At 60.8% G+C, this 13,425-nt stretch carries 11 protein-coding genes and 2 tRNA genes; 5 read left to right on the plus strand and 8 right to left on the minus strand.

Going from position 1 to position 13,425, the window contains the following annotated elements; translation table 11 throughout:
* Positions 1 to 8 precede the first annotated feature (8 nt).
* The 4 genes from accB to J2X50_RS12505 all read right to left on the minus strand — a co-directional run bounded on the left by accB (position 9) and on the right by J2X50_RS12505 (position 3,313).
* The gene (gene accB, locus J2X50_RS12490; RefSeq protein ID WP_429095560.1) at positions 9 to 482 is read right to left on the minus strand and encodes an acetyl-CoA carboxylase biotin carboxyl carrier protein; all 474 of its coding nucleotides are present in this window, start codon (positions 480 to 482) and stop codon (positions 9 to 11) included.
* A 30-nt stretch (positions 483 to 512) separates the two neighbouring features.
* Entirely contained in the window at positions 513 to 947 is a 435-nt protein-coding gene (gene aroQ / locus J2X50_RS12495; RefSeq protein ID WP_429095291.1) for a type II 3-dehydroquinate dehydratase, read from the minus strand.
* A 126-nt stretch (positions 948 to 1,073) separates the two neighbouring features.
* Positions 1,074 to 1,862 carry a DsbA family protein gene (locus tag J2X50_RS12500; protein WP_429095293.1) on the minus strand — a complete coding sequence of 263 codons (789 nt, stop codon included), beginning with the start codon at positions 1,860 to 1,862 and terminating at the stop codon, positions 1,074 to 1,076.
* Positions 1,863 to 1,912: 50 nt separating this feature from the next.
* Positions 1,913 to 3,313, minus strand: a complete 1,401-nt coding sequence (locus J2X50_RS12505) for a M48 family metalloprotease (RefSeq protein ID WP_429095296.1) — start codon at positions 3,311 to 3,313, stop codon at positions 1,913 to 1,915.
* A gap of 138 nt (positions 3,314 to 3,451) precedes the next feature.
* On the opposite strand from J2X50_RS12505, the gene J2X50_RS12510 reads away from it, so the two are divergent.
* Complete coding sequence (locus tag J2X50_RS12510; RefSeq protein WP_429095298.1) at positions 3,452 to 4,600, plus strand: pyridoxal phosphate-dependent aminotransferase; 1,149 nt, start codon at positions 3,452 to 3,454, stop codon at positions 4,598 to 4,600.
* A 231-nt stretch (positions 4,601 to 4,831) separates the two neighbouring features.
* Here the strand turns inward: J2X50_RS12510 and J2X50_RS12515 are convergent, their stop codons facing one another.
* Complete coding sequence (locus J2X50_RS12515; RefSeq protein ID WP_429095301.1) at positions 4,832 to 5,569, minus strand: hypothetical protein; 738 nt, start codon at positions 5,567 to 5,569, stop codon at positions 4,832 to 4,834.
* A gap of 130 nt (positions 5,570 to 5,699) precedes the next feature.
* Positions 5,700 to 5,774: transfer RNA gene (locus J2X50_RS12520), tRNA-Asn, on the minus strand.
* 221 nt (positions 5,775 to 5,995) lie between these two features.
* On the opposite strand from J2X50_RS12520, the gene J2X50_RS12525 reads away from it, so the two are divergent.
* Both J2X50_RS12525 and J2X50_RS12530 read left to right on the plus strand, forming a co-directional pair.
* The gene (locus J2X50_RS12525; RefSeq protein WP_429095304.1) at positions 5,996 to 6,250 is read left to right on the plus strand and encodes a hypothetical protein; all 255 of its coding nucleotides are present in this window, start codon (positions 5,996 to 5,998) and stop codon (positions 6,248 to 6,250) included.
* Positions 6,251 to 6,384: 134 nt separating this feature from the next.
* Positions 6,385 to 6,458, plus strand: a tRNA-Cys gene (locus J2X50_RS12530).
* Between the two features lie 968 nt (positions 6,459 to 7,426).
* On the opposite strand, the gene J2X50_RS12535 is transcribed toward J2X50_RS12530, so the two are convergent.
* Positions 7,427 to 8,179 carry a sulfotransferase family 2 domain-containing protein gene (locus J2X50_RS12535; RefSeq protein ID WP_429095306.1) on the minus strand — a complete coding sequence of 251 codons (753 nt, stop codon included), beginning with the start codon at positions 8,177 to 8,179 and terminating at the stop codon, positions 7,427 to 7,429.
* Positions 8,176 to 9,144 carry an NAD-dependent epimerase/dehydratase family protein gene (locus tag J2X50_RS12540; protein ID WP_429095309.1) on the minus strand — a complete coding sequence of 323 codons (969 nt, stop codon included), beginning with the start codon at positions 9,142 to 9,144 and terminating at the stop codon, positions 8,176 to 8,178. The genes J2X50_RS12535 and J2X50_RS12540 overlap by 4 nt, the downstream gene beginning before the upstream one ends.
* A gap of 252 nt (positions 9,145 to 9,396) precedes the next feature.
* On the opposite strand from J2X50_RS12540, the gene J2X50_RS12545 reads away from it, so the two are divergent.
* Together J2X50_RS12545 and J2X50_RS12550 are read left to right on the plus strand one after the other, a co-directional pair.
* A complete protein-coding gene (locus J2X50_RS12545; protein WP_429095312.1) occupies positions 9,397 to 10,050 on the plus strand; it encodes a class I SAM-dependent methyltransferase in 654 nt (217 codons plus the stop codon).
* A 29-nt stretch (positions 10,051 to 10,079) separates the two neighbouring features.
* The gene (locus tag J2X50_RS12550; RefSeq protein ID WP_429095314.1) at positions 10,080 to 13,256 is read left to right on the plus strand and encodes a glycosyltransferase; all 3,177 of its coding nucleotides are present in this window, start codon (positions 10,080 to 10,082) and stop codon (positions 13,254 to 13,256) included.
* The last annotated feature ends 169 nt before the right edge of the window (positions 13,257 to 13,425 follow it).

Raw genomic sequence — 13,425 nt, forward strand, 5'->3', positions numbered from 1 at the left:
CTTCCGGCTTACTCGACGATGACGAGCGGCATGCCGTATTCGACAGGCTGCGCGTCTTCGATCAGGATCGCGGTGACGGTCCCGGCGCGCGGGGCGGGAATCTGGTTCATCGTCTTCATGGCTTCGATGATGAGCAGCGTCTGGCCTTCCTTGACCTTGGCGCCGATCTCGATGAACGGCTTGGCATCGGGCGACGGCGCCAGATAGGCGGTGCCGACCATCGGCGAAGGTACCGCGTTCTTGGAGTTGTCGGCGGCCGGCGCAGCGATTGCCGCCACGGGGGTGGAGTTCACCGGGCCCGGCGCCGCAACGTGCACGGGCGCCGCGGCAGCGACGGCGTGAACGGCCTGGGCCTGGCGCGAGACGCGCACCTTGAGGTCGCCGAGTTCGACTTCGATCTCGGTCAGATTGGTGTCGTTCAGGATTCCTGCAAGGTCGCGGACGAGCTGCTGGTCAACACCACCGGTCTTCTTCGTCGACATGTTCAAGCCTTTTTCTCTTTCTGTTTCCGGTCAGAGCCGGGCGGCCAGCGCCTGCAGCGCCAGCGTGTATCCGAGCGGCCCGAAGCCGCAGATCATGCCCACGGCCACCGGTGCCACCATCGACTTGTGGCGGAACGGCTCGCGGGCGTGGATGTTGGAAAGGTGCACCTCGGCGACCGGCAGGGGGGCGACTGCCCGGATGGCGTCCTGCAGCGCGATCGAGGTGTGGGTGTAGGCGCCTGCGTTGAGCACGATTCCGGCGGCTTTCTCGCCGGCCTCGTGGATCCAGTCGACCAGCACGCCCTCATGGTTGGACTGGCGGAAATCGATCGCAAGCCCGAGCGCCGCACCGGCTGCCAAGCAGTCGGCCTCGATGTCGGCCAGCGTCTTGCCGCCATAGATGCCGGGCTCGCGTTTGCCCAGCATGTTGAGGTTCGGACCGTTGAGGACGAAAACCGTTTTCAATTTATAGACCTTTCCGCCCGCCAGATCCTCTCTGGCGCGGCGGACCCTCTATAATCGGCATAAGCCGCCGCGAAAAGAGCGCAAGCGACTTCTTGCGCTGTCCACAGCGGCGGCTGCAGCGGGCGCTCAGCAGGTGGCGTCTTCCTTGCAGGCCCTGGCGGCCACGATCTTCTCGGTCAGCACGTCCTTGCCGAGGGCGCCGAAGACCACCTCGTTGCCGACGACGTAGGAAGGCGTGCCGCTGATCGACAGCTTGTTGGCGAGATCGTAGGTCTTGTTGAAGGTGTCGATGATGGCGGGGTCCTTCATGCCCTCGCGCAGCTTCGCCTCGTCGGCGCCGAGCTCGAGCGCGACCTTGATGGCGCGTTCCTCGCCGGCGCGGCCTTCGCCGCCCAGGAGCTTGTCGTGGTATTCGAGATACTTCTCCGGCATCAGCTTGAGGAAGGCCATCGACACGACATGGGCCTTCTGCGAATCCGGCCCGAGGATCGGGAATTCCTTGAGCACGAAGCGGAGGTCGGGGTTCTCCTGCATCAGCGCGTGCATGTCGGCGCGGGCGCGTTTGCAGTAGGCGCAGTTGTAGTCGTAGAACTCGACGATCGTGATATTGCCGTTGGGATTGCCGACGACGCCGTCGGACGGCGAATTGAAGATCTCTTCCTTGTACTGCTTGATGGTCTCGATGGCGGCGGTGCGCTGCGCCTCCTTCTGCTTGACTTCCAGCGCATTCTGCATGTCGAGCAGGATTTCGGGATTGTCGAGCAGATATTCGCGCACGATCTTCTCGACCTCCTTGCGGTCGAGCTGCTGCGCGTTCTGGGCGTATGCGGCGTTCGGCTGGGCCAATGCCCCCAGCGCCAGCATCGCGAATGCGACGGCGATGCCCGTCGTGCCTAGAAGGAATGCCTTTTTCATGATCTCAGTCTCCAGCCCTTTCGGCTTTGTCGCCGCCCCGTGCAAAAGGTTCACTTCTTCTTGCCCGGCTGTTTGTAGTTGATGATGTCCTGCGCCCGCACCCAGCCCGGCGAGCCGCGCTGCAGCTTCTGCTGCGCGCGCATGGCGAAGATCTTGGCATCCTGATAGGCGCCGCTGTAGTAGTGCCCGTCGGCGGTCGCCAGGTCCGCGTCCGCCACGTCGCCGAGCATGCCGTAGGCCTGGGCAAGGTAGCGGTAGCCCGAGGCGTTCTCGCGATCGCGGTCGAGGCCCTTGCGGATTTCGGAGACCGCCTTCTTGAGCGCGTCGGGCGTGCCGATCGCGAGATAGGCCTGGCCGAGCTGGATGGGCAGGATGCCCGACTTGGCCGGATCGAGCCGGGCCGCCGTCGCATAGGCTTCCGCCGCCGCGGCGGGCTTGTTCGACTTCATCAGGACGTCGCCGCGCAGCTCGTGGAAATAGGCGTTCTTTGGCTGCGACTTGACCAGCGCGTCGGCCTTGGTCAGCGCCGAGCGCAGGTCGCCGAAGAGATAGGTCGCCTGGGCGTCGCCGTAGCTGATGGCGAGGCTGTCGGTGCTGCCACGCAGGATCCGTGAGGCGGCCGCCTGGCCCTGCGTATAGACGGCGATCTTGACCCGCATCATGTCGTGGCGCTGCTGCAGCGCGGCAGGATCGGCCTTGTCGAAATAGGGGCTTTCGCGCGCCAGTGTTTCGAGATTGGCGATGCGCTCGCGCGGCATCGGATGGCTGACCCGGTAGGGGTCTACCCGCGCGCCGGACAAAGACAGTGCGTTCTGGAAGCGCTGGAAGGTCTTCAGCATGCCCTGGGCGGACTGGCCGGTGGCGTTGAGATAGGTGAGGGCCGAGCGGTCGGCGGTGGTTTCCTCGGAGCGCTGGTAGCCGAGCAGGCTGCGCCGCGCCATCTCCGATCCGCCGGAGACGATGCCGGCGCCCGCGGCACCGAGCCCGCTGGTATCGGTGGCAGCACCCGCGACCATCGCGCCGGCGCCGAGCAGGGCGGCGACGATCGCCATGGTCTGGGCGCGTTCCAGCTGGTCGCGCAGGCGCTCCTGGTGGCCGCCGGCGATGTGGCCGGCCTCGTGGGCGAGCACGCCGATGATCTCGTTCGGCGTCTCGGCGGTCATCAGCGCGCCGGTGTTGATGAAGATGCGCCGGCCGGCGACGAAGGCATTGAATGCCGGGTCGTTGACGAGCACGATGTTGATGCCGGAATTGCCGAGGCCGGCGGCCTTGAGTATGGGCCGGGCGTAATCGCGCACGAGGGCCTCGATCTCGGCGTCGCGGACGATCGGCACGCGCTGCGCCAGCGCAGCGCCCGTCGAACTCAGCGCGAGCCCCGCCGCCAGCGCAAGGCCGGTGAAGGCGCGCGCCGTTGTTGCGAGGAAACGCGAAAGACTACCGTGGCTGTGCATTGCGGGAATCACTCGTAAACGAGCCCTCGGGCGATGAAAAGGCGGGTTCGGAAATCTCATCAACTTGTGATCCCCATACCAATCGGGCAATTGTGCGGCGCGTTGCCAGCGTGACGGCAAGGGAAGCGGACGAAGAAGATGGTTGTGGCTATATCACGGCGCGGCGAAGTCGAGCCATTCCATGCGATGGACATACTTGCCGAAGCCAACAGGCTCAAGGCGCTCGGCACGCCGGTGGTGTCGATGGCGGTGGGCCAGCCCTCCGATCCGGCGCCGCAAAGGGTGCGCGATGCGGCTGCGGCGGCCCTTAAACTGGGGCGCATCGGCTACACGGACGCGCTCGGGCTCGCCGGGCTGCGCCGGGCGATCGCCGCCCATTATGCCGATCACTACGGGATCGAAGTGCCTGATTCGCGCATCGCGGTGACCACCGGCTCCTCGGCCGCCTTCAACCTCGCCTTCCTTGCCATGTTCGACGCCGGCGACAGGGTGGCGATCGCCGCGCCCGGATACCCGGCCTACCGCAACATCATGGGCGCGCTCGGCCTCGACGTGGTCGAGATCGAGCTGGACGGCGCGGCCTATCTGCATGCCGATCACCTCAGGCAGGCGCACGCCGACAAGCCGCTGAAGGGCGTGCTCTTCGCGAGCCCGGCCAATCCGACCGGAGCGGTGGTGCCGCCGGCCGAACTCAAGGCGCTCGTCGACACGGCGCGCGAGCTCGGCATCGCGGTGATCTCCGACGAGATCTACCATCGCCTCGCCTATGGCGCGCCGGACGTGACCGCGCTCGCCTATGACCAGGACGTCACCGTCATCAACTCCTTCTCGAAATACTATTGCATGACCGGCTGGCGCATCGGCTGGATGGTGCTGCCGGAGCGCCTGGTGCGGCCGGTCGAGCGCATCGCCCAGTCGCTCTACATCTCCGCGCCGGAGCTGTCGCAGGTGGCGGCCATCGAGGCGTTCAACGCCACCGACGAGTTGGAGGCGGTGAAGGCGCGCTATGCCTGGAACCGCGAACTCCTGGAGGTGCGGCTGCCCGCGCTGGGCTTCAGCTTCGCCGCGCCGATGGATGGCGCTTTCTACGCATTCTGCGATGTCTCGCGGCTGACCAACGACAGCATGGAGTTTGCGCGCCGCATGCTTGCCGAGGCGCATGTCGCGGCGACGCCAGGGCGCGACTTCGATACGCTCGCCGGCCACCGTACCATGCGCTTCTCCTATGCCGGCAGCGATGACGAGATGGTCGAGGCGATGAACCGGCTGGAACGCTGGCTGCGGTGACCTCGAACGCTGGCTGCGCCTACAGCTAGTTCGTGCTTGAGATTGCTGTTGTGGCGTTGGTCCCAAACAACCGAGCAAGCGACGCCACCCCCAGGATGGACAATGCGACCACGCCGATGAGGCCCGATGAGGGCACCGTGCATGTTTCCTTCATTGTGATGGAAAGTCAATTGTTGCGAGATCATTGGGATCGGATAGATGAAGCGTTCATATATGCATAATAGACTATTGTTATTGGCTCGGCGGAGAGGCAACCGCCGTCGCGGCGGCTGTGTTTAGCGGGTTGTCTGCAGCATGGGTGGGCCGCAGAACTTCTGGCCCACTTCCGGATGGAAGCCGGCCAGGTGCATCTTCGGACGGCAGCCTCGCGATGTCGAAGCAGGCGATCGCCTGTTCCTCGCAAGTGACCACCAGCAACTGGCCGCTGGCGTCGATGTCCAGCCCCTTGGGGCCGCCCTCCTGCGGGTTGTTGCGCCCCTTCAGAAAGGTCTCCTGGCTCATCACGACGAGCGAAAGGCTCTTGTTTCGCTCGCCGCTCCAATCGCCGTCCGCGGCGTCATAGGCAACCACATGCGGGCTGCCGGCGTCGGCGACGAACGGGCGCCTGCCGTCGGGCGTAAAACGCAGACCGTGCGGATAGCTGACGCCATGGAGGGTGCCGACGGCGGCCGAGAGCCTTGCGATTGTCGAAAATGAGGACGGTGTGGGTGTTGTGGTTGCTGACGGCGATCCAAGCAATGCCGCCGATTCTATCTGCAGATAGTCCTTGATCCGAAGGGTCGCGGAGGCGGCCGTGCGATCGATCTCGAGGTCCAGGAGCAGGCACGTGCTCTTGCCGAAGCCGGCGATGGCCAGGCGCCGGTTGCTCGGCGAAAAGCGAATGTCCTCGGTACGTCCGAGCCTGGCAAGCACCGGCTCCACGGGTCGCTCGATGACGATCGGAACTGAGATGGCGCATCCGTCGATCATTGGCCCTCCGGAGCTTCTCGGCTCTCGATACGCGCGATTCTGGCGGGAGCCAAGCTGCACGACGGTGATCGCGCTGCGCAGAGGCTGCGAAACCAAGAAAGAAGGGTTTGGGAATGCTCGACTGAGCAGATGGCTCCCCGGGCCGGATTCGAACCAGCGACCAACCGGTTAACAGCCGGTTGCTCTACCACTGAGCTACCGGGGAAGAGCGCTCTCGTGTGAACGAGGCGGCGTATAGCAAACGGTTTTGCGATTTGCAAAGCGGTAATCTGGTTTTTTTGGAAGTTTTTCACTGCCGCTTTTCTGGTATTTGCCGGCAGGTACCCTCATATGACCCGTTCCGGCGGCTGGAGTGACCCGTTCCGGCGGCTGGAGCGGCCGAATGCGGCCAGCGGGCGAAGCACGTTTTGCCGGCAACGAGGTGCGATGAAGCAGGGGCAACACCAGAAGCGGAAGATCTCGGTCCTCGGACGTGAGTTCGCCATGCCGCAGTCGCGCGGCGTGCGCATCGCGCTCGGCGTGGCGTTGTGCATCTTCGGCCTGCTCGGCTTCCTGCCGGTGCTCGGCTTCTGGATGATTCCGCTCGGGCTGCTCATCCTGTCGCACGAATTCCACGTCGTGCGCCGCGGGCGCCGTCGGCTGATCATATGGTGGGAGCGCCGCCGGCGCTCGGGCAACTGAGCGAAGACCATGTTGCCGCCCCGCGGGCGCCGTGGAGGCGGAGGACTGCAAAAGGCTGGAGAAAGAGTCTTCCCCCCGCTTGACGCAAGAATCCTGGCAACCTATTGGAGCCGTGTAGACGCCCGAAGCGGCGAGGCCTCGTGGCGGAGTGGTTACGCAGAGGACTGCAAATCCTTGCACCCCGGTTCGATTCCGGGCGAGGCCTCCATTCTGCCACACTGTGGCAGATACGTCGCTGGTTTCATTGGCGGATTTTTTGGCCGACTGGTCCGAAATCTCTACTCAGCCGTCGAAGTTGGCAGAATTTTCCCGACATTGCCCCGACCGATGCCATCGATATCAACCACGAAGACGCGTCGCGGTCGGTTCGCGATTCTCGGTGAAGCTCGTCACCTCAGCCGGGGCGGCCGTTACGGCTCATCGCGTGGCATTGACGCTGGCCTAGAGGAAGCGACGACCATAGGGATGGTCCTTCAGTTCGCAACGGCGGACCGCAGCGAATCGTCGAAGTTTTTCGAAACGCCGCTTCGAAACTCGAGCGTTGAGGCGTGATGAGATTTGGCTCAACGACTACTTGGACGCGCATGGGCCGTTGGCTCCACCCGCTTTTGCTCGCAGCTGGTTGGAGATGGTTTTTGACGGGAGTGCCCAGCCCGGCAGCAGTCCGCCGTCTCCAACGCTCCCAAAGATTGCGAAGAACTCATTGATGACGAAACACGATGTCGCCCTTCTCGATCTTGGTCATCTGAAGCCTCCCTGGCACGCCTGCTTGCCGGCAGGGGCTTGCAAGCCCGCTGTCCGGCAAGGTCAAGAGCCCGGAGGATCAGCCCTGCCGCCGGGCACTGCTTGCCAAGGTGATGCGCATCGACAGGCAGGGGGCGCTGGAAAGCATCTCGGGAGGCAAGCCGCATCAAGGCCGATGGCGTCGCCGGGCCGGAGACTTTTCGCCACCTCGAGGCACTGTTGGGCTGTCAGGGCTTGACCGCGACGCGGGAGGCTAAGGAATGTGGTTGGTGGAGGCGCCCGCGAGTCGTTCGAACAGGCCGCCGCTGGCAAGCTGTTCGATTTTGAAACCGGCACCTGTCAGCGCCGATGGATTGCGCCGCATGGTCAGCACCTCGCTATTCGGCGCGCAGGTAGGACGTCAGCGGATCAAGCGGGCATCGACGCGCCCCTTTAGGCGTCGGGGACCCTCGTATTGGCTAGCGAGAGTTTCCGTCCGAGGCTTGCCGCTGCGGAATTGCCTGCCATCGAGTCTGCGCCAAGACTAGAAATACGCTGGTATCCAAAGGCGTCGAAATCTGGCGCGTAGAGGTGATTGGCGATGTCAACGCATTCGGTATCGTAGAACGATTGGAAATCTTCGCGCTCCTTGGGAGACATTTCGACGTCGTGTGGAATGGAGCGGGGCGTGTCAATGTTGAGGTGCAAGAACAGTTTGGCGATGCTTTTGCCCAGATCCTCGAAGTATCCAATCTGAACGTTTTCAAGTGTAGATCCACCAAAGAATGCAGTTTGTGGTGCGCGCCCCCAATAATCCTCACCGCAGCTCAACAAGAAGCGAAGGTATGATTTGAAATCCGCTTGCGGAAATTTTTCGGCAAACTCTTGGCCGAGAGAAGTGTTAGCATGGCGGTAGAAGTTATTCCAGATCGACAGCGTCCACGTGTAAGGATCGCGGACAAATGCGAAGATCGTATGATTTGGGTCGAGGCCACGCTCTATGAGCCTCAACCTTGATTCAGGAGTGTACCAGGCATGTTGCAGACCTTCGAAGTGCCAGGCGTCTTGCCAACCGTCGCCTGCGCAGGTGTTGTGGCCCGATCGAAATCGTGGGTTGGTGTAAGGGGCCAAGAGTCGGGTGAGCGATGAGCCGCCGGTCTTGTATATGTGGACGAAAACGGCGCGGTGCCTTGGCAGTACGATCAATGCCCTTGGAGTCCTTCGTGCGGCAACGCATCTGCCGGATTGTCTTCGATTGCCTTAATTGTCGGGGCGATTTTCGCTATCAGGGCTTCAACCGATGGATTGGGATTCCACCCGAGCCGTTCTCGTGAATGCGACGGATCCAGCACCGCATAAGGCAAATCAAAAGGTCGCGCTGCGGCCATGATGTAGTTGATCCTTCGACCCAACAACCGCTCGACCGCGTTGATCACGTCGAGCTCCGTAGTGGCTCGCCCGGTGCCGATATTGAATACGCCCCGTGTTCCTTGACCCGTCGTGGCCAACCGCAGCAGAAGCGCTGCTAGGTCGTCGACATCAAAGTAATCTCTGGCGTTTTTGCCTTCCCCGAAAATCTTCAACTCTGTGTCTTGCAATGCGGCCTGGACGGCAGCGCTAACGAACCCGTGTCGGCGGCCGACTTGCCATCGACCGACCGGATTGGCGATACGAAGAATCGAAATAGCTGTCCCATGCGTTCGACCATAGAACTCGAGCGCTTGCTCGATCAGATGTTTTCCAAGGGCGTAGGCCGTGGGCGGACTAGCTGGAGCGCTCTCCGGAATCGGCCTGGTATGACCGCCCCCATAAATCTGGCCACCGCTTGATGCAAAGATGATGCTGCATCGAGGGTTGACCTCGATCACTTGCCCAATTGTCCTTGTCACCGGGACCACATCGTGCGCTATCTCGTAGGTCGGGCTGTTCCAACTCGTGCCGGGCTTGCTGCGTGCGCCGAGGTGGATGACAGAGGTCGCCGTTGCCACATGCTCCCACAGGTGCTCGTCAGATAGGGTGAACGCCTGCACAGATGGCGCGAACTTGGCCAAGAAAGTGCGGTCCGGCGACACCGAGGCCACAACCGTTTGTATCCCGCTGCTATACAGATGCTCACAAAGGTGTCGCCCGATGAAGCCGGTTCCGCCGAAGATGCAGACCTTAGGTTGCATGTCGCATGCCTAATTCTCAATGTCCCAGTCTGATTCTTGTTCCGATTCATGCAGATGGTTTTCAAAGAATGACTTTGGGGCGCTTCGTCAACCCTGAACGAACGAATGCGTTTTCAACATATATATATGGAACGAATATTCTTTTTACCGGGTTTGTCTTTTTGCTGCGCTAGCCTGTGAGGCTGCATCGCTTGCCTTGACAAGGGCCATCACCTAATAGCGTCGCTTGCAACGGATGTCGGAGGCAGATTGATGGTCATGAAACTCACCGCGGAGCAGAGCGCGTGGTTTGCGCGAATGCGCGCCGAATGGTTCGAAGTCATGAAGCCATTCGATGGTTACGGGCCAAGCGCACTCTTCCAGCCTCTTCCGATCTTGCCATCACAGCGTTTTGCAGATTGCCGGGTACTTGCAAGCAGGCAGGACGTGCTATCGCTGCTGCCTAAAGGGGGGCGAGTTGCTGAAGTTGGGACGCAGGAGGGGCGATTTGCCGACCTGATCGTTCAGATCAATCAGCCTTCGGAAATCCATCTGTTCGACATCGACTTTGCGCCGCTCCATCGGCGGGAGGACGCACATCTGTTAAAATCAGCCATTTTGCACGAAGGCGACTCTTCAACAATGTTGTCCAGATTGCCCGACGATCATTTTGATTGGATCTACATTGATGGCGACCACAGCTATGCGGGCGTTGTGCGAGACATCGAAATTGCTCGTACCAAAGTGAAGCCCGGGGGCTATTTGGTATTTAACGACTTCGTCATGTGGAGCCCCGTGGAGTGCGCAGAATATGGGGTGCCGCAAGCGGTCTGTGAGTTGAGCCAGAATTTTGGGTTTGAGTTCAAGTATTTCGCGCTCCATCCACTGATGTATTGCGACGTGACGCTCCAGCGCCCTGCTTCCTAGAGTAAGGCATACAGTAACGTTGAGCATGGATGGGTGAAGTGGCAATGAAAAACGCTTCAATCGTCGGGGCGTTCTCTCCATTCGATTTCGTACCGGAAAAGAACTTTGGAGCCGGTGGCGGGGCGAGGACGCTGGTCGAGACCGATCGACAGTATTCCGATCAGTCTGTTGTCTGGCAGCGTGATGTCTATGAGTTTGCTCGTGAGGCCTGCGAGGAGCAAGAGGCGCTCAGGGTTGTCGACTTCGGTGCCGGCGCTGGGCACAAGTTTATTGACGCCTTCAAAGGGAGGCGTCTCAAGCGGGTCCAGATCGATTGGGACGATCGTAGAGAGGCTGTTCTTGACGAGGATGCGGCTGAGAAAGGCCGCTTCATCGAGGCTGATTTCGAGGCTCCGGCGGACCTAGAAAGGATCGCCAACGATCTGGGTGATGATGATTGCCCAACAGTTTTTCTGCTCTCCGACGTCATCGAGCATCTGTCCGATCCCAGGCCGATTCTCTCGTTATTGCGACGGTTGCTAAGGCAAGACTCGCGCAATCGGCTGGTAATATCCACCCCTGACCGAGAGCGCATCGACGGGTTGCATTCGTCGCGCGCCCCCGACAATCTGGGACATGTCAGGCAATGGACGTTGAACGAGTTTGGGCTCGCGCTCCAAGCGGCAGGGTTTCAGGTCTGCCGCATCGGCCACGTTCCGCAGAACAACTTCGATAGTCTAGACAGGACAGTGCTTGCCGAGGTGCGATGCGACGATGAGGCTTACGCTGCCTATCTGCAATCTTGCGGGCTGCCACAAGCCAGCGATCATCTCGTAATTACGAGCGAGCACGCCGACTGTTTGGCAACTGGTGGAATCGGGACATATCACCGGTTTGTAACCACGGTGGCCGGGCAGAGGCCGCTGTATCTTTTCGCTGGCGCGCATGGGCTTCCGGCCGAGTGGTCTTCTTTCGTCCGCTCCAAAGGCTGGCTGCATGTCGCTGATTTTGGCCAAGACAAGGCCGCTGTACAAAGCCTCGATCCCGATGAAGTGCTGCGGGCAACCCTGCATGCGCTATTTATCTACGACACGATTCGGCTGGTCGAATTTCAAGACTTTCAGGGCTTGGGGTCGAGGGTGGCGCAGGCAAAGCGAGCTGGGCTAATCTCGCCGCTGGTAACCGTGGTTGCAGATGCGCATGGCAGCCATTTCTATCTCGAGAACGCATTGGGGAAACTCGACCAAGCGGGCAGCCTGCAGGTCCACGCACATGAGAGGGTGTCTCTCGAACAGGCCGACGCCGTCATCTTTGCATCCAGGTTCGCAGAGGATCTGTACGTGTCGAAGCAGGGCCTCGTTCTGCGAGATATTGTGCGTCAAGCGTACCCGATCCGCTTACGAGATCATCAACGATCGGATTTGCAAAGAGGACCTATCGATACCCTTGTCTTCTATGGCAAGCAGACGCCTCAAAAGGGATATCCTGAGTTCTGTGATGCCGTAGTTGAACTATTTGAGCGCCCCGAGTTCGCTGACGCTGCGCGTCACATCACGCGAGTCGTTTTGATGGGGGTGACCTCTCCTGACTCTCGACTAACGGGTCTTTCCGGGGTCGCTGTTACGCATGGATCCTTCGATCGCCAGTCGGCCGTCGCGAAATTGCGTGACTGTGCGGCGGGGGCGTTGGTGGTGCTCCCATACAAGGCAGACAATCATCCCCTGTCCATCTACGAGGTGGTCGATTCTGATTGCCAATTACTTGCATATGCAACAGGGGGGATCCCGGAAGTCGTACCCACTGAGTTGCATGAGGCCTTGCTCTGTAAGCCAAATGTCCGCTCACTTGCTTCGGCCATGGCCAAGGCGGTGCGTACGCCGTTTTGGGATCGTTGCCGTCTTCTCGACCGGACGTTCGAACTCTTTCAGCATCAATGCGTGCAACAGACAAATGATTTCGTTGAGACCATCGCACAATTGAAGGCTCGCGGCCGGGCGCCGGAAAGACGGCCGCGGGGTTCGGTTAGTCTGGTTGTCCCAAACTTAAATGGCGAACAGCATTTCTTCGACGACCTTGCCCTTGGCGTGCGCAACTCCTTCCATCGGCCAGAGCACGTATATTTCGTTGATGACGGATCTGATGAACTGGGCAAAACGCGCCTCGAGGAGGGGGCGGCCAAGGTTGCACCTGTTCCGTACACGACGATCTTCAACGCTGAAAACAAAGGACTGGCTGCGACGCGCAACATTGGTATTGCCCAAGTGCAGACGCCATATGTTTGCGCTCACGACAACGACAATATCATCTTAAATGCCTACCTTGGTCTGGCTTGCCGCATACTGGATGAGAATCCTGATGTTGCTGCGGTCACGGCCTACCACCACGCTTTCGTTGATGGTAGCGAGTGGAAAATTCGTCGAGCGCAGTGGGATTATCACTATAATCCGGTCGGACAGGATATGGGGCTCGGCCTTCGAGAGAACGTTTTTGGCGACGCCCTGGCGGTCTATCGGGTCGAGGCACTGCGCTCGCTCGGCGGCTGGGATGGAACCTCCAAGGGCCTCTGGGAGGACTGGCAACTATTTCTGCGAATGACGGCGGCTGGCATGAAAGTGGCGGTGATCCCGCTCCCGATGTTTCTTTACCGCCTTCGCCCGAACTCCATGTTGAAGACCTATGATCGTTTGCCAGGGGAACTCCGGCTGGCTAGGTCTTTGGGGCTCCCCGTCGCCGATGCAATCAGCGTCATCCGCTCGCTCTCGCACGCGCTTGGTCAAGGCGATGGGGCTGGCTCATCTGATTTCGGCCCTTACAACGCGATGATGCAGGACCTGGCGTCGAAGGCGCTAAGGCGGTTGGACGCGGAACAAGTGGCCTTTTTCGGCCTCAAGCGCCTTGTTTCCAAGGGTGTGGCGGGGAAATCACTGTCGATTGTCGCGCCGAAACGCAGCCCGCGTATCAACGATCGCCGCCTGATTGAGATATGCGGATTATATGATGAGGACTGGTATAGAGCTCGTAATCCGGACCTAGTTGGGTGGAAGGGCGACTTGATTGACCACTATCTGCATCATGGCGGGATCGAGGGGCGTTGTCCGGGGCCGCATTTCGACGGCTGCTGGTATTTGTGGCGTTACTCTGACGTCAAAGACGCCAAGCTGAACCCGCTAATCCACTACCTTCGCTACGGCGCTGCCGAAGGACGACTTGTTCAAAGCACTTCTTAGGCTGCCCTCAGCGCCGGGTCGCCTATGTCGACCGTCGAGGTGTTGGCTGTTTGACTGGGAGCGACCGCTCGACGATGCGCCGCGGCATCAAGTGCCATTCGGCCCTAGCCGCTGCCGGGCGGTGGGCCAGCCGAAGTTCGGCCGCATCCAACGCCAGTATCGGCAGCGA

Origin of the sequence: Aminobacter sp. BE322, assembly GCF_050433525.1 — a bacterium.
In the GTDB taxonomy this organism is placed as follows: Bacteria; Pseudomonadota; Alphaproteobacteria; order Rhizobiales; family Rhizobiaceae; genus Aminobacter.

What these genes read in the sequence shown, in the direction of transcription:
- J2X50_RS12500 (WP_429095293.1), bottom strand. Translation starts at nt 1,862, where the DNA reads ATGAAAAAGGCATTCCTTCTAGGCACGACGGGCATCGCCGTCGCATTC.
- J2X50_RS12540 (WP_429095309.1), bottom strand. Translation starts at nt 9,144, where the DNA reads ATGCAACCTAAGGTCTGCATCTTCGGCGGAACCGGCTTCATCGGGCGA.
- J2X50_RS12505 (WP_429095296.1), bottom strand. Translation starts at nt 3,313, where the DNA reads ATGCACAGCCACGGTAGTCTTTCGCGTTTCCTCGCAACAACGGCGCGC.
- J2X50_RS12510 (WP_429095298.1), top strand. Translation starts at nt 3,452, where the DNA reads ATGGTTGTGGCTATATCACGGCGCGGCGAAGTCGAGCCATTCCATGCG.
- J2X50_RS12550 (WP_429095314.1), top strand. Translation starts at nt 10,080, where the DNA reads ATGGGTGAAGTGGCAATGAAAAACGCTTCAATCGTCGGGGCGTTCTCT.
- J2X50_RS12515 (WP_429095301.1), bottom strand. Translation starts at nt 5,569, where the DNA reads ATGATCGACGGATGCGCCATCTCAGTTCCGATCGTCATCGAGCGACCC.
- J2X50_RS12525 (WP_429095304.1), top strand. Translation starts at nt 5,996, where the DNA reads ATGAAGCAGGGGCAACACCAGAAGCGGAAGATCTCGGTCCTCGGACGT.
- J2X50_RS12545 (WP_429095312.1), top strand. Translation starts at nt 9,397, where the DNA reads ATGGTCATGAAACTCACCGCGGAGCAGAGCGCGTGGTTTGCGCGAATG.
- accB (WP_429095560.1), bottom strand. Translation starts at nt 482, where the DNA reads ATGTCGACGAAGAAGACCGGTGGTGTTGACCAGCAGCTCGTCCGCGAC.